At 54.8% G+C, this 23,415-nt stretch carries 18 protein-coding genes; 2 read left to right on the top strand and 16 right to left on the bottom strand.

The window, feature by feature from the left end:
• Positions 1 to 106: 106 nt before the first annotated feature.
• Positions 107 to 784 (bottom strand): GDSL-type esterase/lipase family protein, encoded by a 678-nt coding sequence (locus H7F31_RS03925; protein ID WP_261800291.1) that lies wholly within the window; start codon positions 782 to 784, stop codon positions 107 to 109.
• A gap of 359 nt (positions 785 to 1,143) precedes the next feature.
• Here H7F31_RS03925 and H7F31_RS03920 point away from each other — a divergent pair, with 359 nt between their 5' ends.
• Positions 1,144 to 2,661 carry a malate:quinone oxidoreductase gene (locus H7F31_RS03920; RefSeq protein WP_187103106.1) on the top strand — a complete coding sequence of 506 codons (1,518 nt, stop codon included), beginning with the start codon at positions 1,144 to 1,146 and terminating at the stop codon, positions 2,659 to 2,661.
• 628 nt (positions 2,662 to 3,289) lie between these two features.
• Here the strand turns inward: H7F31_RS03920 and spoIIE are convergent.
• The 12 genes from spoIIE to H7F31_RS03860 all read right to left on the bottom strand — a co-directional run bounded on the left by spoIIE (position 3,290) and on the right by H7F31_RS03860 (position 15,341).
• The gene (gene spoIIE, locus H7F31_RS03915) at positions 3,290 to 5,782 is read right to left on the bottom strand and encodes a stage II sporulation protein E (protein ID WP_187103105.1); all 2,493 of its coding nucleotides are present in this window, start codon (positions 5,780 to 5,782) and stop codon (positions 3,290 to 3,292) included.
• Between the two features lie 693 nt (positions 5,783 to 6,475).
• Entirely contained in the window at positions 6,476 to 6,979 is a 504-nt protein-coding gene (locus H7F31_RS03910) for a S1 domain-containing RNA-binding protein (RefSeq protein ID WP_087571208.1), read from the bottom strand.
• 145 nt (positions 6,980 to 7,124) lie between these two features.
• Positions 7,125 to 7,439, bottom strand: a complete 315-nt coding sequence (locus tag H7F31_RS03905) for an FtsB family cell division protein (RefSeq protein ID WP_179215864.1) — start codon at positions 7,437 to 7,439, stop codon at positions 7,125 to 7,127.
• The gene (gene yabQ / locus H7F31_RS03900) at positions 7,439 to 8,056 is read right to left on the bottom strand and encodes a spore cortex biosynthesis protein YabQ (protein WP_261800290.1); all 618 of its coding nucleotides are present in this window, start codon (positions 8,054 to 8,056) and stop codon (positions 7,439 to 7,441) included. The genes H7F31_RS03905 and yabQ overlap by 1 nt, the downstream gene beginning before the upstream one ends.
• Complete coding sequence (yabP, locus tag H7F31_RS03895) at positions 8,053 to 8,337, bottom strand: sporulation protein YabP (RefSeq protein WP_187103104.1); 285 nt, start codon at positions 8,335 to 8,337, stop codon at positions 8,053 to 8,055. Before yabP ends, yabQ begins: the two co-directional genes overlap by 4 nt.
• A gap of 243 nt (positions 8,338 to 8,580) precedes the next feature.
• Positions 8,581 to 8,868 (bottom strand): RNA-binding S4 domain-containing protein, encoded by a 288-nt coding sequence (locus H7F31_RS03890; protein ID WP_087571205.1) that lies wholly within the window; start codon positions 8,866 to 8,868, stop codon positions 8,581 to 8,583.
• A gap of 3 nt (positions 8,869 to 8,871) precedes the next feature.
• A complete protein-coding gene (locus H7F31_RS03885; protein ID WP_087571204.1) occupies positions 8,872 to 9,144 on the bottom strand; it encodes an HU family DNA-binding protein in 273 nt (90 codons plus the stop codon).
• A gap of 195 nt (positions 9,145 to 9,339) precedes the next feature.
• Positions 9,340 to 10,821, bottom strand: a complete 1,482-nt coding sequence (gene mazG / locus H7F31_RS03880) for a bifunctional methyltransferase/pyrophosphohydrolase YabN (RefSeq protein ID WP_187103103.1) — start codon at positions 10,819 to 10,821, stop codon at positions 9,340 to 9,342.
• Positions 10,822 to 11,083: 262 nt separating this feature from the next.
• Entirely contained in the window at positions 11,084 to 12,898 is a 1,815-nt protein-coding gene (locus H7F31_RS03875; RefSeq protein WP_187103102.1) for an oligosaccharide flippase family protein, read from the bottom strand.
• 273 nt (positions 12,899 to 13,171) lie between these two features.
• On the bottom strand, positions 13,172 to 13,714 hold the full coding sequence (spoVT, locus tag H7F31_RS03870; RefSeq protein ID WP_187103101.1) for a stage V sporulation protein T: 543 nt from the start codon (positions 13,712 to 13,714) through the stop codon (positions 13,172 to 13,174).
• A 569-nt stretch (positions 13,715 to 14,283) separates the two neighbouring features.
• Positions 14,284 to 14,457 (bottom strand): type II toxin-antitoxin system antitoxin, encoded by a 174-nt coding sequence (locus H7F31_RS03865; RefSeq protein WP_187103100.1) that lies wholly within the window; start codon positions 14,455 to 14,457, stop codon positions 14,284 to 14,286.
• A gap of 11 nt (positions 14,458 to 14,468) precedes the next feature.
• Complete coding sequence (locus H7F31_RS03860) at positions 14,469 to 15,341, bottom strand: SPFH domain-containing protein (protein WP_187103099.1); 873 nt, start codon at positions 15,339 to 15,341, stop codon at positions 14,469 to 14,471.
• A gap of 174 nt (positions 15,342 to 15,515) precedes the next feature.
• Here H7F31_RS03860 and H7F31_RS03855 point away from each other — a divergent pair, with 174 nt between their 5' ends.
• Positions 15,516 to 16,019, top strand: coding sequence for a Crp/Fnr family transcriptional regulator (locus H7F31_RS03855; protein WP_187103098.1), 504 nt, complete (start codon positions 15,516 to 15,518; stop codon positions 16,017 to 16,019).
• Here the strand turns inward: H7F31_RS03855 and hmpA are convergent.
• From hmpA to mfd, 3 genes are all read right to left on the bottom strand, one after another.
• Entirely contained in the window at positions 15,993 to 17,243 is a 1,251-nt protein-coding gene (gene hmpA, locus H7F31_RS03850; RefSeq protein WP_187103097.1) for an NO-inducible flavohemoprotein, read from the bottom strand. The genes H7F31_RS03855 and hmpA overlap by 27 nt on opposite strands.
• 1,356 nt (positions 17,244 to 18,599) lie before the next feature.
• On the bottom strand, positions 18,600 to 19,730 hold the full coding sequence (locus tag H7F31_RS03845) for a peptidylprolyl isomerase (protein ID WP_187103096.1): 1,131 nt from the start codon (positions 19,728 to 19,730) through the stop codon (positions 18,600 to 18,602).
• A gap of 85 nt (positions 19,731 to 19,815) precedes the next feature.
• Positions 19,816 to 23,343, bottom strand: coding sequence for a transcription-repair coupling factor (mfd, locus tag H7F31_RS03840; RefSeq protein ID WP_261800289.1), 3,528 nt, complete (start codon positions 23,341 to 23,343; stop codon positions 19,816 to 19,818).
• Between the last annotated feature and the right edge of the window lie 72 nt (positions 23,344 to 23,415).

Below are 23,415 nucleotides of genomic sequence, written 5' to 3'. Positions count from 1 at the left end.
TTCTTATAAGTATTACCCGGCATGTTGGAGGAAAGTTTGCTGCAATGATAAATAAGTTCAACAAAAAAACCTCATCACCATTAAGCGGGGATGAGGTTCTTGGAACCTAGCTTAGTACACGACGAAGCGCGTCGGCCCAAATGTTATACCCTTTTTCCGTCAGATGGCAGGTATCGAACGCGATTTCTCGCGACAGAATCCCGTCCTTATCCAACATAAGCGAGCCTATATCCAGGAATACATAATTGCGTTCTTCTGCAAATTGCTTGTAGAGGACATTAATATCCGAAATTAACTTTCTTGTCGGATGCTCCGGATGTTCCTCGCGCGGGAATACGCCCATCAGCACAATGCGCGCTGCAGGCGCTTCCGCCTGAACCCGATCGCAGATGGCACGTACGGCGTCGCGGATTTCCGCGGCCGTGTTTGCCCGGGCATTCGCTGTTTCGCTGGTATTGTTCGTCCCGATGTTAATCACGACCCACGACGGTGACAACCCGACCAACTGGCCATGCTCCAGCCGCCACAACACGTTCTGGGTTCGATCCCATCCGAATCCGAGATTCAGGACTCGTTTTCCGGCGAATACGGATTGCCATGCTTTCTGCTCGCCGTGCACCGTCTCCGATTCCGGCTGACCGCCCCAGAAATGCGTGATCGAGTCGCCGATCAGCACAATCTCAGGATCGATGGCTCCTTGCTCTTCCAGTACTTGCGAATGGCGCGCCCACCAATCGTAGCAATCATCCTCCAGTTTCGAGACGGGAATTATCGCTGTATTCATATCCATATTGCTCCTCGCCCTCTTTTTGAACAACCTCTTATAAAATCATTAGTTCTATTTTATCATCTTCGACAATAACTTCAACGAATCACCGCATTCCACAATGATGGCACTCACACTTATAAAAAAGATCGATTCTATCCTAGAAGTGGAAGCCTAACCAATCTGTCAAGTCAAGTTCACAAAAAAGTAGACGCAATGATTTTAATCTACTTCTAATAGTGTTACACTAAGAGATAAGGTCATGAATGATCCGGAAAAGATGTACGACTAGCCTGCGCCCCGTCGCATCGCCCGAGGCGCCTACGAAGACAAGCCTACATCCTTTCTGCAAAAATGAAGGATTAAGGACGGTATATATGAGCAACCAACCTAAGAAAACAGACGTCATCCTGATTGGCGCCGGCATAATGAGCGCGACTCTGGGCTCGCTGCTAAAGGAACTCGCTCCGGACTGGAACATTACAGTATTCGAGCGCCGCAGCGCTGCGGGAGAGGAAAGCTCCAATGAGTGGAACAACGCGGGGACGGGTCACGCTTCCTTGTGCGAGTTGAACTATACAACCGAGAAAGCTGACGGCTCCATGGATATTAGCAAGGCTGTCAAGGTAAACGAAGAGTTTCAGGTATCCAGACAATTCTGGTCCTATCTGGTAGATCGCAAGCTCATTCGCAATCCGAAGGACTTTATCAGTCCCGTTCCCCACATGAGCTTCGTGCAAGGGGAGAAGGACGTTAACTTCCTGAAGAAGAGATTCCAGGCGATGTCCGCGAATCCGCTGTTCGAGGGTATGGAATACTCCGAAGATCCCGAACAACTGGCGAAGTGGATCCCGCTCATGATGAAATATCGGTCGGAGAGCGGTCCGATTGCCGCTACGCGGATCGAGTCCGGCACGGACGTCAACTTTGGCGCCCTGACCCGCATTTTGTTCAAGCAGCTGGCTACGCAGAATGTCAACATTAACTATAATCATCGAGTAGACGATATAAAACGCGCAGCCGACGGCTCCTGGCAGCTCAAGGTGCGCAACGAAGCCACCAATGCGGTGGAGCGTCATCAAGCCAAGTTCGTATTCATCGGCAGCGGCGGCGGCAGCCTGCACCTCTTGCAGAAGTCGGGCATTCCCGAAGGCAAGAGCATCGGCGGCTTTCCGGTCAGCGGTCTGTTCATGGTGTGCCGCAAGCCGGAGCTCGTGTCGCAGCACCGCGCAAAGGTATACGGCAAAGCGTCGGTCGGCGCTCCGCCAATGTCCGTGCCGCATCTGGATACGCGCGTCATCGAGGGCAAGGAGTCGCTGTTCTTCGGACCGTTTGCCGGCTTTACGCCGAAGTTCTTGAAGTACGGCTCCAACCTGGACTTGTTTACGTCCATCAAGCCGCATAATCTCGTGACGATGATGGCCGCGGGCGTTAAGAACATGCCGCTGACCAACTATCTGATTAAGCAGCTTATGTTGTCCAAGGAACAACGGATGGAAGAACTTCGTCAGTTCGTTCCAAATGCGAAGAGCGAGGACTGGGAGCTTGTCGTAGCAGGGCAACGTGTACAAATTATCAAGGACACGGCTGCCGGCAAGGGCACGCTGCAATTCGGCACGGAGGTCATCAGCGCCGCTGACGGCTCCATCGCCGCTCTGCTTGGTGCTTCGCCAGGCGCTTCGACCGCCGTATCCGTTATGCTCGAAGTAATCGCCAAGTGTTTCCCTCAGCATGTCAAGTCGTGGGAGCCGAAACTTAAGGAAATGATTCCTTCCTATGGCAAGACGCTGCTGGACCATCCGGATCTGATCCAGGAGATACATGCAACAACCGCGCAAGCGCTGGGCTTAAACGATGCATCGGCATCCAAGACGGCTCAACGCACCGTATCCTAGAGAATCGTGAATGAACCGCCTCTTTGCGAGGCGGTTTTTTGATGCCCAAGCTTACCTTATATTGTGCAATGTTCGGGAAATCCAATCACCTTGAGAGGTGAGAAGCCCGACATAGCACAATACAGAGCGGAGCAGCACAGTACAGATAGATGAATCTGCTCCGTTAAACGCAAGACCGCCTGTCGAATTCATGTCTGAAGGCGACTTTCTTCTATTTAAAGGGAAAACCTCCCTCTACTTTGCTGCCCTTTTATTTTATCGGTGTAGTAGAGGGAAATGTTCCCTTTATTTCGAGTGAAATGGCGGGCTACCGCCAATTTATTCGTAATTAGAGGGCACATTTCCCATTAAAGTCGCAAAATCCGCTATAGAGGGGAAATTAGAGGGTGTTTTTCCCATTAGCCGCATCAGTCACTTCAGCCACATCGACCACTTCAGTCACTTCAGCCTCTTCATCCCATCCTCACCTCATCTACCTCCAATCCCCATTCTCACCCCCATCTACCTCCAATCCCCATCTCACCCCCATCTACCTCCAGTCCCCTTCCTCACCCTCATTTATCTCCAATCCCATCCTCATCTTCCTCTTCATCACACCAAGCCGCCCTCCCTTCTATCCACTTTCCCCTTAGCTCACCGTCCTTGGCCGTTCCATGCGGCTTACGCCCGGCCAACGGAAGGTTGCCCACTCCGGCAAATGTTTGTCGATACGCGCGACCAGTACCGTCATATCGTCCACGATGTCGCCCTCGTGATAACGAACCACCGTCTCGAGCAACGCGTCCGCCATCTCCTGCGGGTTCTCCGTGCTCATCTCCCCTATAATCCGTTTCATCCACATCTCCTTGTTCACCGCATATCCCGGAGCATCGTAGATGCCGTCGCTCATCATAATGAGCGTATCGCCGGGCTGAAGCTGCATCGACACAAAGTCGACGTCGATATCCTGTATGATTCCGATTGGCAGGTTGTTGGCCGTGATCGGAATAACCTCCTTCCCGCGTTTGATGAAGCTGGGCGTCGAGCCGATCTTCATAAATGTCGTGTGAGCTGTATAGAGATCGACGATAGCCAGGTCTACCGTCGCGTACATTTCTTCGGCGGAACGAAGCAGCAATACGGAGTTAACCGATTTCACCGCCAGCTTCTCGTCCATGCCCGACTGCAGCAGCTGCTGCAGGATGGATAACGCCGCGCTGCTTTCCTGGCGCGCGCGCTCCCCGTTGCCCATGCCGTCGCTGATCGCGACCGCGAACTTGCCTCCGCCAAGCTCCATCAAGGTAAAGCTGTCTCCCGACAGCAGATCCCCGCCCTTGGCGGCGCCCGCTACGCCCGTCTCCACCTCGAATTGCTTCGCCGAGGCGAAAATCGCCAGCGACGGCTCTCCTTGTTTCGCCGGCTCGCGCTCCGACTTGACCGCGATATGCTCCCCCAAAATATCGCTAAGCAGCGGCGCGATGATTTTTCGGCATTCGTCGAAGCCCCTCTCGAATGAGTGGTAAACTTCGATCTCTACATTTCCCTCCTCCAGATTGACGATATCTACGCCTTGTATCGATAAACCGAGTCCCTCCACTGCTTCCCGGATCTGCTCCTCCTGCAGATGAAGCGTCTGACCTTCTCGCCGGATCTCTTTAGACAGGTCCTCCATAACCTGGGACACGCCGTACAGTTGGTCCGCTACAAGCTGACGGGACTCGAGAATTTGTTTTTTCCAATGCATATTGTTCTGGTATAGCTCATATTGATGTTGCATAACGCCGAGCACCTGGGACGTCTTCCCGCAATGGGACGTCCATGAACGAGGATGATCCTTGGCCGCGGGCACGCGCTTCTCCTCTACGGCAGCCATCATATCCGTCATCATATTGTACGTGTGGAAGTACTTGTCCTCCCAGCAAGCATTGCGCCGATGACAGGAGAAGCAGCTTCGTTCCGCGACGGCGTTCATAAAGCTGGCGATCTCATCGTCGCGCTTAACCTCGGTCGCCTTCTGATTCAATTGCCCGAAGGTACGCGACAGCTGGCGGAATACATCGGAAAACTTTATGACGCGCTCAGCCGTCACCTCCCGTACGCGCTTTGCATATTCATGCTGCGACTTCGCATGTTCATTGGTGCCCGGCACATAACGGGCAATGGTTCGAATGACGCCGCGCGGGGTAAGAAGCAATAAGGTGGCTGCGGCGACCGACTCCCATGTGGAGTTCATGACATCGGACTGGGTGCCAATGTAGATCGTCAAGATCGACGTGCCGAGCAGCAGGCCGAACGCGGCAGCCATCTTCCCGCCATCCCGCAGCAGACCGGCGAGCAGACCGGCGAATGCGAGCATGCTCATCTGCACAATGGCGCTGAAGTCCGCCAGGCTCAGGATAAGGCCTGCCACGACGCCAACGGATGCTCCAAGCGGCGCGCCGCCTGCCATCGCGAACAGAAGCAGCACGTAACGGGACATGACATGCTCTGCCGACATGCCATAGAGGATCCAGCCGACGGCCCCCGTCATGACCGAGGCTAACAGAATCATGACGCAGATGATCTCCTCATGCTTGAGCGTTGCCGACTTCTTCGTCATCGTCAATACGGGTATCGCATGGATAAAGACTAACGTCAGCACGAAGGCCAGCGATGCTTCGACAACGACGAGCATAAAGCTGTACCAGCTTAAGCTGTCGCCGATAAACACGCTAAACAGCTGGACAAGCAGCGTTGATATAAAGACCAGAATCGGAGCGGTGGACAGCTCCGCTTTTTCGTATGTCTCAAGCGCCTTTAACAATAAGAACATGACGGCGATCTCCATCGCGATCCATAACGGCGCAGGTTCGGCGGCCAGCCAGCTGCCGGCTACGAGCGACGCCGCAATCCACGGGTAGATGTCTCTTCGCATAAAGTAGATGACTGCGAAATAAGCGACGGCAAACGGCATCAGCGACTCCAGAATGACGGCTCGTCCCAGCAAAAAAGCAACGGCAACAAGCAGGAACGTCCATTTTTTGGCCATCAGCATATTCATAAATCCTTTTGCAGCCTTCCACTCTACAGCCTTTTCCTTCAGGTTGCGGATGAAGCTCCCCTGCCTCATCCCGGATCTGCCAAGCGCATTCTCCTTCTTCATGAAAGACACCACCTTATCCGAATGTAATGTGTTCCCCATTATAGGGGCTCATCCTTATAAAGTTTGTCAGTTATCGTAAGTCGCGCCAAAGTTTTTTCCGACAAAGCCGCAGAGCGCCGCGCGCCTTGTCATGTGGCATACAAATGCAGGCCCAGCGCGGCTTTGCGCTGATGGCCGACTCGTCATCCGACAAATCTCCCTCAACAAATTTTATAGAGAACGCTTTCAATTCAATGGCGACGATGGCAGGAACCTGTCGGTAATGGAAGAGTATGGGGGAAAACTATTGAGCTCGGCGAGGAATATTTCAGAAATGCCGGTCAACAGGCGCCTGCTTCGACATACGCAGACCCTATAATGGCAAATTAGCGGTGTTAGCCACCCGGAACGAAAGCATTCGACGGTAGTCAGGCCAGGCAAATCGATTATCAAGTCGGAAAAGGGAGGCGAACGGCGCTTTCTGGGACAGGGATAGGCTGGGGGAACCGGAGACGGACATTTCCTCCCCGGCGCGATCCGTTACTTGAACCGATATCATCTCTTCTCCGGCCGAAATCCCTTATTTACAGAAAAAAACCTTGATAGACCAACGAGTGTGGCCATCAAGGTTCTATGATTTATCAGTAGTCTGCATTACAAAAGTTGCCCACAGCTTTATTGGCGCATGCCGACAGGCATGTGAGTGTATAGGAATTAGATGCGCTTGGCTCCGCGTCCGCCGCGTTTGCCTTCCGTATTCTTCTTAAGGGAAGAGATACGTTCTTCGCTATCCTTTAAGAATCGGGACATTTTATCTTCGAATGACGGTTTACCGTAGGACGGTCTGCCAGAAGATTGTTTGTTGAAGGGACGTCCGCCGCCGCCTGGGCCACGACCTCCACCGCCACCGCCGCCGCCAAAACGGTCTCCTCCAGGGCCGCCGCCCGAACGCTCGCGCTGCGGAGCAGGTTGACCTTCCGGCCGATCAATGGCTTGCTTAATGGATAGTCCGATCTTTCCGTCTTTGTCCACGTTGATCACTTTGACCTTGACGACATCGTCGATCTTAAGATGATCCTTCACGTCCTTGACGTAGTTATCGGCAATCTCCGAGATGTGAACAAGGCCCGTGACACCTCCCGATAAGTCGACAAATGCCCCGAAATGCGTGATGCCCGTCACTTTCCCTTCTAACTTGGCGCCCACTTCAATTGCCATAAAATAAAATGTTCCTCTCTCAAAAGTTTAGTGAGTCCCTGTCCTATCGCTTCCGATAGGAATTGGCTTCTATCGTGATTATACCCGAATGGAAGAAGTAAGGTCAACAGACGTTCACCCCATACGGTGCCTAATATGTGGCGGATTAATCACGGAAAATTTGCTTCTCGCCCTGCTTCACCATTCCTTGCTCCTTGGTGGCAAGCTGAGATATATATTCAGGATCGTTCAGGCGCTCCACCTGACGCTTCAGTTCATCGTTGTTCGCCTTCGCCGCCTCGATCTGAGTCTGGATCGACGTCAGCTTGTCATGAGTCGCCTTCTGCTGCTGCAGCTGTCCGAACAAAGTATAACCTGCCCAGCCCATAAACAAAAGGATAAACGTCATCCAAAGCTTGTATCTGCGTTTAGCCGCGGCTGTTCCGGCCGGCTTCTTCGCCGTTGCAGTTGCAGTTGCCATTAGCGATCTCCCTTCTTGAACCATGATGTCCAGCGGCTCCGAAGGAGTACCGCCAGCTTCCCGATCCGCTCTCCGGGCTTTAGCTTGTCCCAGTAGGGCTTCAGCCATCTTCCCAGCGGACGCCAGATCGGTTTCGTCATCCAAACAAGCAGCAGCCCGATTGGACGAACCAATTGTATCACAATCTTTAGAGTGAAAATAGTGAGCGCAGACCCAAATCCTATTAAAACTATAACCACCTTGTAGAGCATTTGAATCGGTTTTACGATAAAAATCTCAAAAATTTTCAGAATAAAGCGAATACAAGCTCGAATGGCCGCAATAAGCCACTTCACCGAGACGATAACCGCCCTGCTGAACAGCCAATAATGGAGGATGACGCCGACAGCCAGTCCAAGAAATACGTACGCCCGCACCTCGCCGTTGTTGCTGGCGTACAGCATTCGGAACACGACGACCGCGGATGCGATCCAATACAGGACGTCGAGCGCCGGCAGCCACCACTTGGGGAATTTCAGCTCGTTCGACACAACGCGGTAGCCATCGAACACCGCACCCATGCCGAGTCCCGACAGCAGCATGACCGCCATCGTCATCCATTGTACGCTAAGGGTCACTTGAACAGCTTCCCGAACAACCCTTTGGACTTCGCGGCTGTTGCACCGTCAAGATAGGCGAGCGAATTTACATGCCCTTCAATGGCGACCAGGCCTTGCTCCAGGCTGAGATGCTTCATATGCAAGTTCTGACCAGCCACCGTTAGAAATCCCAGCTCCGTATCAAGCAGAAATTCTTCGCTGTCGAAACTCTCCACGTTCTTTACGCCCGTCAGCTCCAGCACCTTCCGGCCGATCAGCTTTACATCCTGCGTCTTGTGTCCCTTCCCCTGCTCCACCATACCGCTCTCCCCCGCTTCGCAATCATATTCCCTATTACTTTATGAGAGACGGACAAGGTTTAGAACAAAAGGTCTGAGAGAGTCGTGATCTCCGCATGACGTTGGCCCCGCGGACTTCCATGATCGAGAATAAAGGGAGGTTATACAGCAAGAACCGCCCAGCTCCGGTCATCCGGTCGTAGGCGGTTCTTGTTGCCTGAGCATGAAGCGACCGCCTCTCGGAGAGGCGGGACTGCTTCGTACTTAAGGCTTCTCCCACTCGAGCTCGCTCTCGCGGGGACGCTGCTCTTCTTTCACCAGGGTGTACATCTCGCCGGCTTCTTCCTTGCGAGTTGTCTCCATGAGGCGCTCGACGCGCACCGTGACGATCTTTTGTCCATACTGGATCTGAAGTTCGTCGCCAACCTTTACGGCGCTGCTAGCCTTCGCCTCGCGGCCGTTAATCCAAACGCGCCCTTGCTCGGATACATCCTTCGCGACGGTGCGGCGCTTGATTAATCTGGACACCTTGAGAAATTTATCGAGACGCATGAATTACTTGATCGCTTCTTTCAGCTTGTTGCCTGCTTTAAATGCAGGAACTTTGGATTCCGGGATTGTAATTTCTTTGCCCGTTTGCGGGTTGCGGCCAACGCGGCCGGAACGTTTGCGAGTTTCGAAAGTACCGAAGCCGATCAGTTGCACTTTGTCGCCGCCAGCCAGAGCGTCAGTTACTTCGCCCAGGAAGCCGTTCAATACCGCTTCTACATCACGTTTAGTCAGGCCGCTTTTCTCAGCAATGTTGTTGATCAGGTCTGTTTTGTTCATCATAGTTTCCTCCTAAAGGTTATCCATATTTTTGTGGCGATGCCGCACATAGGCGGCGATGCCCTTTGGCAAAATCTGCTCTCACGAAGAATACATATTCTTCTCAAGTAGCAGAAATCCTGCTGCTTACAGCAAATTTTTTTGGGAATAGTGCAGAAAAGGGGCGAATTGTGGCGAAAGTCTGCCAGACGCGGGTTATTTTTGCCGCTTTGCTTCCTCCCACCAACGATCCATCTCTAGTAAATCAGTCTGGTCAAAAGTTTTGCCGTTTATACGAAGCTGCTCTTCAATATATTGAAATCTACTACGAAACTTTCGATTCGTGCGAGAGAGCGCTTCTTCCGGGTCTGCCTCGATGAACCTGGAAGCGTTCACGACGGCGAACAACAGATCTCCAAGCTCGGCAGCCTGCTCCTCCCGATCGCCCGTCGCGATCGCCTCGCGAAGCTCCTTAAGCTCCTCTTCAATCTTCGCTAGCATCGGCTCCAGCTCGTCCCAGTCGAAGCCGACCTTCGCAGCCTTCTTCTGAATCTTGTAAGCCTTCATCAGAGCCGGCAAATCCGGCGGAATGCCGTCCAGCTGCGACTTGCGCTCCGTGCCCTTGCGCTTCTTCTCCTCGGCCTTCATAGCCTCCCAATTGACGAGCGCTTCGCCTGCATCTCCTGCACTTTGATCGCCGAAGACATGCGGATGGCGGAAGATCAGCTTCTCGTTCAGCGTCTGAATAACGTCATAGACGGAGAACATCCCTGTCTCTTCCTCCATCTGGCTGTGAAGCATCACTTGCAGGATAATATCGCCGAATTCCTCCTGCATGCCGTCGGGATCGTCATTGTCGATCGCCTCCAGCGCTTCGTACAGCTCCTCGATGAAGTTCTTGCGGATGGACTGATGCGTCTGCTCGCGATCCCACGGACAGCCTTCGGGGCTGCGAAGAATGGCAACAATCTCGTGCAGCCGCTCGAACGTACGGTTTCGAAGCGATGGGTCGTCGGAGCGCGGTACATAAACAAGCGATAAATTGCCGTATTCCTGATCGCGATCCAGCTCGTAGAGAGGGACGCGAATCATTCGCTCTTCGCCTTGCACGCCAAGCGCATGGCCGATGATGACTTCATGATCGTCGGGATAACGCTCCATAAGCGCCAGCTTGACGTCAGATGCCGTAAATTCGTCATAGACCTGCCCGATAAGCGTATGAAGCTGCGGCTGAAGCAAAGAAGGCTGAAGCTCCGCCGCATCGAGCAGGGCAAAGCCCTCGATAGGGTCGATGCCAAGGCTGATGAACGCGGCATCCAGGAAGCTCTCGCCGCCGGAAATCCGAAGCTCGATGCCGGCTTCGGCGCAGCGCTCCTTAAGCAGCTGGACCGTTCGTTCGGCAACCATGGGGTGACCAGGCACGGCATAGAGGACGGTGGCGGGATTGTCATTGCGCGCCTCCTCTATCAGAGCCGAAGCGATCGCTTCGTAGACGTCGGGAAACGATTCGTGCTGTTCGTACAGGGCATCGAACGTCGTATATGCAATGCCTTCCTGTTGAAGCAACGTCATCACGGGATGGCGCTCCGTCCGCACAAAGAGCCGCTTCGCGGACTGCAGCTTCCGCCATACGCCAAGTGTCAGCTGGTCGGGGTCGCCGGAGCCCAGCCCGATAATTTCAATAGGCGAGTATGCCACATTCGTTCCTCCTCAATGTGATTGTAAGTCTAGCAATAATTAATCGCTCAGGGCAGATCTCAAGGCAGATCCTGCTCAAAGGCAGTTTCATCTCCGCGGCTTGGGATCGCTCCATAGAGCTTGCCTGGTGTACTCGAACAAGTTCAACGAAGGGATGCTTGTCCCTTCATACGAATCAATCGCCGGCGATCGTCTCTAAGGGCGCATGTGGTGACACAACTACCGCCCCACCGCTCGCTGGGAGTGCGCGCGGTGCAGAACGCTAGCCTTCCCTTGACAGGGGCGGAATCAGCCGCCACCTCCGAAGCCTGGCGGCCAGAGCCTCGCCGCCGGGCAGCGCCCGCCACTCGGGCGGGCGGATCACGCCGCAGCGCAACGCGGCGAAGGCGAAGGCGCAAGCGCCGACGGCTACGCCCGTCAGCGCCTGCGCAGTCGCTGCCGCCCGCGGCGGCAGCCCTGCGAACGCGGTGCCTAGCGCGCGCTCGCACAGCCATAGCGCCGCGGCCATGACCGCGAGCGCGGCAATGCCGCCGGCGGCGGGGCGCCAGCCCGCACCCGCCAGGCGGGGACGCTCATGCGGCGGGCGGAGCCCCGCAGCCGCATGACGGAGCGCTGCCGCTCCCAGCATGGCGGCAGCGCTTAGCGCGACAACGCCGGAGAAGGCCGCTCCCTCGATTCCGAGGGAGGGCACGAGAACGGCGTTGAGCGCGCCTTTTAGCAGCGCTGCCAGGAGCAGCAGCGCGACAGGCGCCCGCGCCGAGCCGAGCGCTTGCAGCGCGGGCGCGATGGCCGCGCTCACGCAGCCGGCGAGCGCGGTGCAGCCAATGAGCGCGAACGCGGTCGTCCCTTCCGCGTTCCGGTACAGCATCGCGTTGATAGGCTCCGCGAGCAAAAACAACCCCAGCGCGGCCGCGCCGCCGATCAGCCAAGCAATCCGCAGCAGCAAAGCAAGCCGCAATTGAAGCTGATCCATCCGATTGTCGGCCTTGGCCGCTACCATTCCCGGCACGAGAGCGGCGGCAGCCGCGGCTGTCGCCATAACGACCAACTGTACGAGCGGCTGCGCGCGGTTGTAGACGCCAAAGAGACTCATCGCCTCGGACGCCTCTTCCCCCCGCAGCATGCGGGGCACCGTAAAAGTGTCAACAACGCCGATGGCAGGCACGACAATCGCGGCTAGAGCAGCCGGCAGCGCAAGCTTGGCCAGCTCTCTAATCTCACTTGCAAGTATACCCAATTTCCGCAACGTTTTTCCGCTTTCAGTACTTTCGCTCCCCTTTTCCGTTCCGTTCCCCCTTACGTTTTCTCCCCCAATTGCCGCATTGCCGTCTCCTTTATCATCTGCAACACGACTTCCGCTTGCCGCCTTGAAGCGCTTCCCCGCCATAGACCCGGCAAGCAGCAGCAAAGCGGCGGCAGCGCCCGCCACAGCGCCGCTCATGACACCGGCGGCAAGCGACGATTCGCTCCAGCCTGCGGCGAGTCCTGCGCCTAGCACCGCCATCATCACCGATACGCGAATGACCTGCTCCGCAACCGCCGAAAGCGCCGACTGCCCCATTCGCCCGACTCCCTGCATATAGCCGCGCAGCGCGGCCGCAAGCGGAGCGAGCAACAGCGCAAAGGAAAGCGCCTTGATCGCCGGTATCGTGGAACGATCGCCGATCCACGCGGCGATCTGACCCGCGCTATTCCACATAAGCGCGAAAGCGATCACTCCGGTCAACCCAAGCAGCAGAAGCGAGGCAATCAGGGACGAGCGCAGTGCCGCGCTCTCCCGTCCCTCCTTTATCCGGGTTGCAATGACGATGGAAACGGCTGTCGGCAGCCCTGCTGCTGCCAATACCATAATTAATTGGTAGAAGGGGTATACAGCGTTATAGATGCCAAATACGCGATCGCCGGCCATGTTCTGAAGCGGTATCTTCTGCAGCGCGCCGATCAGCTTGGAGAGCAGCGCCGCTCCCGCCATCAACACAACGCCGTTTCTCCATAGACCTGCCGAATCCCCCTTCGGAGACCCGCTTGCGGCGTTTCCTTTGCCCGATTTCTCCTTGTAACCACGTCGATTATCCATAATGATTGATTATAACGCAAAAGGGACAGACAAACACCTCTGCAACGGTATGAAAAAGAAGCCCTCCGACTTTAACGATTAGGGAAAGGGACGATGAGCGACCGCGTTCAAAGGTAGGTCGACCCGCCGCGAGATCGTTCATTTGAACTAAACTAAGCAAAGGCCGCTCCACTGCAGATACGCAGATGAAGCGGCCTTTCTTCTCATTATTTGGCATCGCCTTGCCGCAATGCGTTATTTGTAAGCCATCCGCGCATCATAAGCAGACTTCGTCTACTGCTCCATCTGCTTCGCAAGGAAGCCCGCGGCCGTCTCCGCCATCTTCGTCTCCATCTGCGCCATCTTTACGGACTCGTCCTTGCTGAACAGTACAACCGAACCGATCGGGTCCCCCCCGGCGATAATCGGAGCAATAACGAAGGAGGTGTACGTATCCTGCAAGTCCTTTACGATCTCGTAATTGCCGCCGTTCGCCTCCGTCATCGTCTTGCGATTGTCCATGCACGATTCGAGCGCCGAGCCGATCGGCTTGTCCAGAAGCTCCTTCTTGGATGCGCCGGCTACAGTAATGATCGTATCCCGGTCGGAGATCAGCGTGACATGGCCCGTGCTTTCGTACAGCGATTCCGCATACTCCTTGGCGAAGTCGCCAAGCTCCCCGATCGGAGAATATTTTTTCAGGATGACCTCTCCGTCGCGATCCACGAAGATTTCGAGCGGATCGCCTTCGCGGATCCGCAGCGTACGGCGGATTTCCTTCGGAATCACCACACGACCAAGATCATCGATGCGTCGTACAATTCCAGTTGCTTTCATTTCTTGTTGCCCCGCTTTCACTAGAAGATTTTGAATACACTGGATGCCAGTCCTTGCTTGAAAATATAGGAAAGTATAAGTATTCGCCATACTTGGCCTATATTTCTCGGAATGAAACTTACTGCGCCGCCAAAGGACGGCGACGTCCGTTCCACCTTGTTCCGGGCGAATAGATCCGAATCATTATTGCGCCGCGACGGGTTCGCCTCCACCGATCTGGCTACCTTAGAAGGGAGTACCCTCCATCGTAATATTTTGAATCTGACCATAGTATTCAACTGCTCCCAAATTCTTATGCACGTCTCCAGCCTCCTCCTGCCAATCCAATCAACGATGGAAAACAGCTCCAGTGCCGGCTCGATTCGATATAATGCCCACTGATACTCGAAGAGCCCGATCCCTTACAGGATTAGGCTCTTGCGATAATTTCATTCATTCCGTCAAATATTGGCGAATTACATCGTCGTTTAGTCCCACCGGATCGCCTCCATGCCGAAAAAAAGCAGATAGATCGATTCGCAGCCGCTTAAGCTGTGAGTCGTCCTATCCGCCTGTGTCGAACTTCCTACTTATTCGTTATCACGGCCCGGCAACTTTAACCTACCCGCCTTAGCCAACGCTTCCCTGAGCAGAAATTCAATATGCCCGTTTACGCTGCGAAACTCGTCCGCGGCCCATTGCTCCAGCGCGCGATGAATCTCTGGATCCAATCGCAGGGGAAACGCCTTCTTCTCCTTAGCCATCCCGGCGATCCTCAGCTATACAGCGTTCCCGTATTAATAACCGGCTGGGCCGCCCGGTCGGATACGATGGACACCATCAAATTATTGATCATCGCCGCGCGCCGCTCGTCATCCAGCACGATGCCGTTATCCTCAAGTTGCCGAAGAGCTGCATCAACCATGCCGACCGCGCCTTCGACGATCTTTTGGCGCGCTGCCACGATGGCGATGGCTTGCTGTCTCTGCAGCATCGCGCTGGCGATCTCCGGCGCGTAGGCCAGATGCGTGATGCGCGTCTCGCGAAGCTGTACCCCTGCGACATCCAGTCTTTCTTGCAGCTCCCGTAAAAGCTCGGCTGCCACTTCGTCCGCATTGCCGCGAAGCGACACCGTGCTTGCATCCTCGAACGTATCGTAAGGATATTGTGCCGCAATATGTCTAATGGCCGTCTCGCTCTGAATTTCCACGAATCTTTCGTATTGGTCGACATCGAACGACGCTTTGGCCGTATCCACCACTCTGAAAACAATGACGGCGCCGATCTCGACCGGATTGCCTTCCGCATCGTTAACCTTGAGCTTCTGGCTGTTGAAATTCCGTACTTTCAACGATATGGTCGATTTCGTCGACAGCGGCAGCACCATCCACAGCCCGCTCTCCACGACAGTTCCGACATAGGTGCCGAAGAAGGTAATGACTTTGGCCTCATTCGGCTGAACGATGACCAGTGAGGATAGTCCCACGAGTGCAAGCACAATCAGAATTGCTCCGACTGCGACAAGCCCGTACGATGATGTGTCCTTCATCAACTCCGTTACAAATAGCCACCCACCGCCCACTGCCGCGACCAAAGCCAACAAGAGTGCCAAATACCCGCTTACGCAAAATCCCTTTTTCTCCCTCATCGCCTTCACCTCTATATCTTTTTGATATGTTTATGATATCACTTTTTACAAATACAGTCAACAATACTAATTGGAAATAGTGGTTGATTAGTCCCGAGTCGACAACTACAATAAGCTAAGACTGGAATGTGGTAACTCAGGGAAGGCAAACATTCAGAAGAAGGGGGAGAGGGCATGATTGTTCATAAGGGAGAGACCGTGTTCCGACAAGGCGACAACGGCCCGCTCTTTAGACTCAAGAGCGGGCTGCTTAAGATCGTCCGCGTTCACGAGGACGGCCATATGATTGTCGTTAATTTAATCGTGGCAGGCGAAGTGATTCCTCATCACTCGCTCGTTTCCGAGCAGCCCTACCATGGTACGGCTATCGCGCTGATGACGAGCGAGCTCGAGATAATTCCATCCAGGGAGTGGTACGACGATCTGGCCGCGCATCCAGAGAAGGCTCTTGAGATTGCATTGCTGCTTCAGAGCCGGCTCCGCCTCATGCAGCAGCGCATCGACCAGCTGACGAGAACTTCGCCGGCCGAGAAGCTGCGCAAGCTGCAGGAGTGGCTCGCGAGCTTCGCAGGCCCCATTCCGATCTCCGAGCTATTGACGCAAGACGAGATAGGACAATTTATCGGACTTCGCCGAGAGACCGTCAATCGGCTACTTCGATCCGGCGGGAGCAAGTAATTCTTCTTGCGCCAAACTTCCTGCCGGTCCAAAAAATTCGTAGTGGATCTGCGACTCTGCTACGCCGATCGACTGCAACGCCGCGAACATAGCCTTCATAAACGGCACGGGACCGCACAGATAGACGACGGCATCGGGATCAGGCAACAGCATCTTCAGCCAGCTTGCGTCAATGACTCCTTCTTTGTCGTAGCGCTCCAGCTCCCGGTCCTCAGGCGTCGGCTCCGCGTAGCAGTAATGCACGGACAGCCCCGGGCTTTTCTCCTGCAGTTGAAGCATGGCATCCCGCATGGCATGCGTGTTGCCGTTCAGCGCGGCATGCACGAATGCCGCCCTGCGATTCGGCTGGCGCTCAGCCAGCGTATTCGCCATGCTAACCATCGGAGTCAGCCCCACGCCGCCGCTCAGCAGCATAACTGGCGTTTCTCCTTTGGTCTCCAGCTTGAACTCGCCCGCCGGCGCCGACAACCACAATACGTCTCCCTCCGCAACACGATCATGCAGATTACCCGACACCTTGCCGGATGGCTTGCCCGCAAGGCTTCCTTCCCGCTTAACGGAAATTCTGTAATACGGCTTGCCGGGAGCATCAGACAAGCTGTACTGACGCAGATGAGTATGTTCGTCGCCCTCCAGGTCGATCTTTACGCTGACGTATTGTCCCGGCTCGAATAAAGCGATGTCGCCTCCATCCTGAGGCAGCAGGTAGAACGAAGTGATCACATCGCTTTCGACGACCTTCTTGTCGACAACGAAGGGCCGGAACCCTTCCCAGCCGCCCGGCTGGCTCTCAGCCTGTTCGTACATCGACTGCTCCACGCTGATGAAGACATCGGCTATGACGCCATAAGCATCAGCCCAGGCCTCGAGAATTTCATCCGTCGCCGCATCTCCCAATACCTCCTTGATGGCTGCCAGCAGGTGCCGGCCTACAATGGGGTATTGCTCCGGCTTGACACCTAGACTGCGATGTTTCTGCGCAATATGCCGAACGGCAGGCAGGATCTGTTCCAACTTATCGATATGCAGCGCCGCCGCGTATACGGCATTGGCCAGCGCCTCCCGCTGTCGTCCCTGCTTCTGATTAGCGTGATTGAACAGGTTCAACAGCTCGGGATGCGCTTCGAACATTCGCTCGTAGAATCGCCCCGTAATCGCCGTTCCGTATTCCTTCAGGACGGGCACCGTCGATTGAATGACCGCAATGGTTTGTTGATTCAGCATAATAATCTCCTCCATTATGGATATAGGATTGACTCTCATTCTGTATGGTCTGGTCGCTTCGTATTGCCTTTCCCAAGGTGAAACGGTTGTCGCCTACACCGGCGGCGGCGCGGCGCGTTTCATTTCGGGAAATACAGAGAATGCGTAGCGCAATGATGTTTTCCTGTATTTCAAGTATAGATGCCATGCCTCCCCCAACCTGTGATCACAATCACAGCGAATCGAAACGATCTGTGACAACGCCTGCCTCGACCTGCCGCTAACCGCACACGATAACAAAGTCGCTCAAACCTCCCGATTAAATTACGATGCCAGCCTAAAGATCAAGTCGTCGCCCTTCTGATTGATCAGCTCGATGCCGCAGATCGAGCCATATATTTTCAGGCGCGCTACGGACATCAGATTGCTGACGGCGGCTGTCTATTAATTGTGCAAAGGTAATATTGCGGGCAAGAGTCCGGTAAGAAATGAACGGGAGCAACTGTAACGGAAATGAAAGGCGTTATTTCGGCAAAAAACAGCACTTCGCAAATCTAATGGAACTGACAGCCCTTATGGTGGGCAAAAGTCCGCGGTTTGCCTGGATTTCTCACGAATAACGTCGCAGAGTTCCGTTAGATTTTAATATCATGCTAAACGATCCATATAAGGGCCCTCATTTCCGTTAACAGGTTAGCGATGATGGATTGCAGCTTTTTTCCAGTTTTGCACACAATGAATTGACGGCCTCTTACGGTCCGTTAGATCTGTCAGCCAGCTAGATATCAATGGTCTCGAAGATGAGCGACCTCCAGCTTTGCAAAGCAAAGCCGTTTCGGAAGCATGAGGTAGGTTTTAGCGCCAATAAGAATTTCCCATCCAAGGCAAGCTCGGATTACTTTTAAATGCTTGTGTTGTATATAAAGGGAAAAGCTCCCTTTAGTTGACTGTCCTTTCGTTTCTTCGAAGTGTTAGAGGGAAATTCTTCCTCTAAATCAAGTGGATTAGAGGGCAGACGTCAATTGTATGGAAATTAGAGGGAGGATTTCCCTTTAAAAGCCACAAAATCCTGTATAGAAGCGGGATTAGAGGGCGTTTTTCCCTTTATTCTCTTCATGACTTGCAATGACCTGCAATAACTTGCCATGACTGCAGCGTCCTTCTATAGACACTATCGTTTCGTCATTCCGAGCAAGAGTAAGTATGGCAAAAAATGATCAACAAAAATCCCAGCCGACACATTGGTCGACTGGGATTCTTGTCATACATGCAGGCCGGTTTGAAACTCCGTTGCTGCTTCTTTGCACTATAACTTCTACGACCACTAAATAGCCGGAAGGAATAGAAGAGTGATACGGAAACTCTAACCCGCGGGCGTTACTTGCTGTCCGTCGCCGAAGGCGATGGAGACGCGGACGCTTCGCCACCTTCAGCACCTTCTGCTCCTTCAGCGCCTTCCGCTCCCTCAGCGCCCTCTTCTGCGCCTTCCGTCGGCTCAGGTTCAGGCAAAGTGATCTTGAGCTCTTGCTTCGGCATCTCGTCGGTCATGAATTTCTCCATGTACGTGTAAGCCGCCGTGCTCTTCACTTGTTCCTTCTGCTCTTCTGTCAGCTGATCATAGGTCTTAACGTCGCGTTTTTCGACGACAATGACATGATAGCCGAAGTCGGATTTTACAGGGTCGCCGATCTTGCCGATCTCCTGCTCGAATACGGCTTTCTTAAACGGCGGTACCCACTTGCCGCCTTCCGTCGCTTCCATCAGGCCGCCAGTATCCTTGGAACCCGGATCGTCGGAGTATGTCTTCGCCAGCTCGTCCCACGAGCCGCCGGCATCCAGCTTCGCCTTCGCTTCATTGGCGCGGGCCAGCGCTTCCTCGTCTTTGCGAACCTCTTTGGTCTCACCCGTCTCCTGATTCTGCTCCGTCGTCTGCACGAGAATGTGGCGCACGGTCGATACCGCATAGTCCGCTTGCGCAGTCTCGAACGCCTTCTTGATATCATCTTCTGTCACGAGGGAATTGACGTGCGCTACGACTGCCGAAGTCAGCATAAGGAACGTAGACATGTCGTCGTCGGAGATTTTCTTCTCCTTAACCTTCGCCTCGAGCGCCGTGTCCGTCTTCAGAAATTCCTTATATTCTTTCAGCTGCGCGTCCACATCCTCGCGAGCCTTCTTCAAGGACTCTTCCGAGGCTTGGCCAGCAAGCACCTTATAAGAAACGTATTGCTCGAGAATCATTTCCTGAAATTGCGGGATGGTGATAATTTGCTCGTACGATGGCTGCGTTACGCCAAAGATCGCCAAATACTTGTCGAGCTCCGCTTGCGTGACCTTGCCATCCTTATACGTAGCGACAACTTCTCCCTCGCTTACGCCCTTAAACTCCAAGGTATGCTCGCCCTTATTGCCGCCGCCGCATGCCGCTAGCATCGTCATGACAAGCACCGCCGCAACCGTAAGCAGCGCGCTTCTGCGCCATGCCGACTTGCGTGAACTTTGCAACATGTTGAATCCCCTTTCGCCTTTCGCGTTATGAACCTTGCAATACGAGTATTGTAGCAGAAAAGGGACAACAAAAGCGAATTTACACCTATGACGTCGCATTCTGCAGTACTTCCTTCGGCGCAATGATATCCTTGTACCCCTCAAAGAACTTCTCGGACCAATGGAGCTTCTGCTCCATGTTCAGCCCCTTGCCCCGCAGCGTAATGCTCGGCGGCGTCTCCTGCTCCGCGCTCTGCCGGAACCGGTTCTCCAGCTTGAGACAAAGCTGGTCTGCAGCCTTCCGCGCCATCTTGCCGCCGATCGGCGATGCCAGCCTAAAGATCAAGTCGTCGCCCTTCTGATTGATCAGCTCGATGCCGCAGATCGAGCCATATATTTTCAGGCGCGCTACGGACATCAGATTGCTGACGGCCTGAGGCAGATCGCCGAAGCGGTCGACCAACTCGTCGATCAGATCGTCGCACTCCTCGAATGAACTAACCGAGGCGACCTTCTTGTAAATCTCGATCTTCTGGATGCTGTCGTAGATGTAATCCGACGGCAGATAAGCGTCTACGCTGATATCGATCGCGGTCGCCACTTCTTTCTGCACCTTGACTTCCTCGCCCGTCATCTCCGCTTTACGCTTCGCGATCTCCTCGGCCAGCATCTGCGAATACATGTCGAAGCCGACCGACGCGATAAAGCCGTGCTGCTCCGCGCCAAGCAGGTTGCCCGCGCCCCGAATGGCCAAGTCGCGCATTGCAATCTTGAAGCCGGAGCCCAGCTCCGTGAACTCCTTGATGGACTGCAGCCGTTTCTCCGCCACCTCGGTGAGCACCTTGTCCCGCTGATACGTGAAGTAAGCATAGGCGATCCGATTGGACCGGCCCACACGTCCGCGCAGCTGGTACAGCTGGGAAAGCCCCATTTTGTCCGCGTCGTGCACGATGAGGGTGTTGACGTTTGGAATGTCGACGCCAGTCTCGATAATGCTTGTGCTGACAAGCACGTCGGACTCGCCGTCAAGGAAGTCGAGAATCGTCTTCTCCAGCTCCTGCTCCGACATCTGCCCATGGCCCACCGATACCTTGGCATCGGGAACAAGCGCGTTAATTTGCTCCGCCATCTGGTAGATGCCCTGCACGCGATTGTACAGATAATACACCTGTCCGCCGCGCGCCAGCTCCCGCTCGATGGATTCCCGCACAAGGGCCGGACTGTACTCGACCACATACGTTTGAACCGGGAAACGGTTCTCGGGCGGCGTCTCGATGACGGACAAATCCCGCACGCCAAGCATTGACATATGCAGCGTCCGCGGGATCGGCGTCGCCGTCAGCGTCAGTACGTCGACATTCGTCTTCAGCTTCTTGAGCTTCTCCTTATGCGACACGCCGAACCGCTGCTCTTCGTCCACGATCAGCATGCCAAGCGACTTGAATATAATATCTTGCGACAAGAGCCGATGTGTCCCGATGACGACGTCGACCGTACCGTTCTTCAACCCTTTGATCGTCTCGTTCTGTTCCTTGCGCGAGCGAAAACGGCTCAGCACCTGCACGTTGATCGGATATCCCGCAAAGCGCTCGCGAAACGTCTCGTAGTGCTGCTGGGCAAGTATTGTCGTCGGCACAAGCACGGCGACCTGTTTGCTGTCCATCGCCGCCTTAAACGCGGCTCGCACGGCCACTTCCGTCTTGCCGTAGCCGACATCGCCGCACAAGAGGCGGTCCATAGGCTGCTCCCGCTCCATGTCCTTCTTGATCTCATCGATCGCGCGAAGCTGATCTCTCGTCTCGTCGTACGGGAACATCGCTTCGAATTCCTGCTGGTACGTCGTATCCGTGCCGAATGCATATCCCGGCGTAGACTGCCGCTGAGCGTACAGCTTGATAAGGTCGTCGGCGATATCCTGCACCGATGCCCGGGCTTTGCTTTTTGCCTTGGTCCATTCCGTGCCGCCCAACTTGTTGACCTTCGGCTCTTTCTCTTCGGAACCGACGTACTTCTGGATCATGTCGACCTGTTCGATCGGCACGGAAAGCTTGTCGCCGCCCGAGTATATAATGTGCAGATAATCCCTATGAATGCCGCCGATCTCGAGCGTGCCGATACCGACGTATTTGCCTATGCCGTGGTTATGGTGAACGACGTAATCGCCGACTTTCAGCTCCGTGTAGCTCTTGATCCGCTCGGCATTGTCGAGCTTCTTGTCCATCCTGCGCTGCTTGCGCTGCTTCTGCGAGAACATCTCGCCTTCCGTAATGACGACCAGATGCGACGAAGGCAGCTCGAAGCCCTGCTGCAGGTTGCCCTCCAACATAATCGGCGGTTCGATGCCGTAATCATCCAGCACGCGACGCATTCTCTCCATCCGCTCCGCACCGCCGGCCAGCATCATGACCTTGGCGCCGATCTTCTTCCACCGCTCCATCTCGGACTTCAGCACATTCATCTGCCCATGGAAATTCTGCATCGAGCGGCTCGTCATATTCAGGATGTTCTGAGGCTGCGAATGCGGCACCTGGCGCAAGAACAATGACAGAAACAGCGTCGGGAAGGGACGATGATGCAAAATCTCTTCCGTATCCTTGGCCAGGACAAGCCCTGGCAGCGACTTGCCATTCTGCAGCAGATGGACGGACCATTCGCTCTCATCGCGCTCGAGCTGCTTGGACGTTTCTATCAATCTCGTAGGCTCGTCTAGTACCAGCAGCGTATCTTCCGGCATGTAGTCCATGATCGTCTGCCGTTCCGGATATAACAGCGATATATACTTATACATCTCCGGAAAATAAACCTGCTCCCGCAGCTTCTCCATCTCGCCGCCGATCTCGGCGCGCAGCCGTTCCTTGGCGGTCCGATCCGTCATCTTGTCGAGTTGGCGCTCCAGCAGCCCCGCTGCGTGGTCCGCGGCTCTGGCCATGCGCTCCGGGTCCGCGATAATCTCCTGGCAAGGCGGCACGACGCAGCTATCCAGCCGATCCAGCGAACGCTGCTCGGAAGGTTCGAACGTCCGGATGGAGTCGATCTCGTCGCCGAACCACTCGATCCGGCAAGCTTGCGGCGCAGTGAGCGGGAAAAAGTCGACAATCCCGCCCCGGACGCTCATCTCGCCCTTCGCCTCGACGCGGTCGGCGCGAACGTAGCCAAGCGAAGTCATACGGCGCAGGAAGTCCTCCAGCGTCATCGTATCGCCGACTTTGAGCTCGATCTGCGCATCCGCCATAACGCTGCCGATGGGCAGATACCGCCGTACGCCCGAGAACGGCACGACAACAATCCCGCGGTAACCGCGGGACAGCTTCATCAGGACGTCCATTCGTTGCGCCAGCGTCTCTGGACTCGATATCGCCGCCTCCGCGGCCACCAGTTCGTTCGCGGGGTACAGCAGCACTTTGTCGGGTGACAGACATTCCTGCAGATCCTCCGCTATTTTTTGCGCGGAGAACATATTATGAGTGACAACGAGCATCGGACGCTCGATTTCTTCCTCCAGGGCCGCGATCAACACCTGGCGGGAAGAGCCGGCAAGTCCGGATATCATCTGCTCGCGCATCCCTTTGCGAATTCCGGACAGAACAGACTGTACGTCCAGATCCGCTGCGACAGTTTGTATTAGCGCTTTCAACGTCTGTGGCACCTCATTTCTATATGACCGGCCGGGGAGATCCGATCGCTGCTTCCTGCCAAGCATCTGGCT

The organism is Paenibacillus sp. PAMC21692, from assembly GCF_014303795.1.
In the GTDB taxonomy this organism is placed as follows: domain Bacteria; phylum Bacillota; class Bacilli; order Paenibacillales; family Paenibacillaceae; genus Pristimantibacillus; species Pristimantibacillus agaridevorans.
This window is presented reverse-complemented; position numbering and strand designations above follow the sequence as displayed.

What these genes read in the sequence shown, in the direction of transcription:
- H7F31_RS03925 (WP_261800291.1), bottom strand. Translation starts at nt 784, where the DNA reads ATGAATACAGCGATAATTCCCGTCTCGAAACTGGAGGATGATTGCTAC.
- H7F31_RS03920 (WP_187103106.1), top strand. Translation starts at nt 1,144, where the DNA reads ATGAGCAACCAACCTAAGAAAACAGACGTCATCCTGATTGGCGCCGGC.
- spoIIE (WP_187103105.1), bottom strand. Translation starts at nt 5,782, where the DNA reads ATGAAGAAGGAGAATGCGCTTGGCAGATCCGGGATGAGGCAGGGGAGC.
- H7F31_RS03910 (WP_087571208.1), bottom strand. Translation starts at nt 6,979, where the DNA reads ATGGCAATTGAAGTGGGCGCCAAGTTAGAAGGGAAAGTGACGGGCATC.
- H7F31_RS03905 (WP_179215864.1), bottom strand. Translation starts at nt 7,439, where the DNA reads ATGGCAACTGCAACTGCAACGGCGAAGAAGCCGGCCGGAACAGCCGCG.
- yabP (WP_187103104.1), bottom strand. Translation starts at nt 8,337, where the DNA reads ATGGTGGAGCAGGGGAAGGGACACAAGACGCAGGATGTAAAGCTGATC.
- H7F31_RS03890 (WP_087571205.1), bottom strand. Translation starts at nt 8,868, where the DNA reads ATGCGTCTCGATAAATTTCTCAAGGTGTCCAGATTAATCAAGCGCCGC.
- H7F31_RS03885 (WP_087571204.1), bottom strand. Translation starts at nt 9,144, where the DNA reads ATGAACAAAACAGACCTGATCAACAACATTGCTGAGAAAAGCGGCCTG.
- H7F31_RS03875 (WP_187103102.1), bottom strand. Translation starts at nt 12,898, where the DNA reads ATGGATAATCGACGTGGTTACAAGGAGAAATCGGGCAAAGGAAACGCC.
- spoVT (WP_187103101.1), bottom strand. Translation starts at nt 13,714, where the DNA reads ATGAAAGCAACTGGAATTGTACGACGCATCGATGATCTTGGTCGTGTG.
- H7F31_RS03865 (WP_187103100.1), bottom strand. Translation starts at nt 14,457, where the DNA reads ATGGCTAAGGAGAAGAAGGCGTTTCCCCTGCGATTGGATCCAGAGATT.
- H7F31_RS03860 (WP_187103099.1), bottom strand. Translation starts at nt 15,341, where the DNA reads ATGAGGGAGAAAAAGGGATTTTGCGTAAGCGGGTATTTGGCACTCTTG.
- H7F31_RS03855 (WP_187103098.1), top strand. Translation starts at nt 15,516, where the DNA reads ATGATTGTTCATAAGGGAGAGACCGTGTTCCGACAAGGCGACAACGGC.
- hmpA (WP_187103097.1), bottom strand. Translation starts at nt 17,243, where the DNA reads ATGCTGAATCAACAAACCATTGCGGTCATTCAATCGACGGTGCCCGTC.
- H7F31_RS03845 (WP_187103096.1), bottom strand. Translation starts at nt 19,730, where the DNA reads ATGTTGCAAAGTTCACGCAAGTCGGCATGGCGCAGAAGCGCGCTGCTT.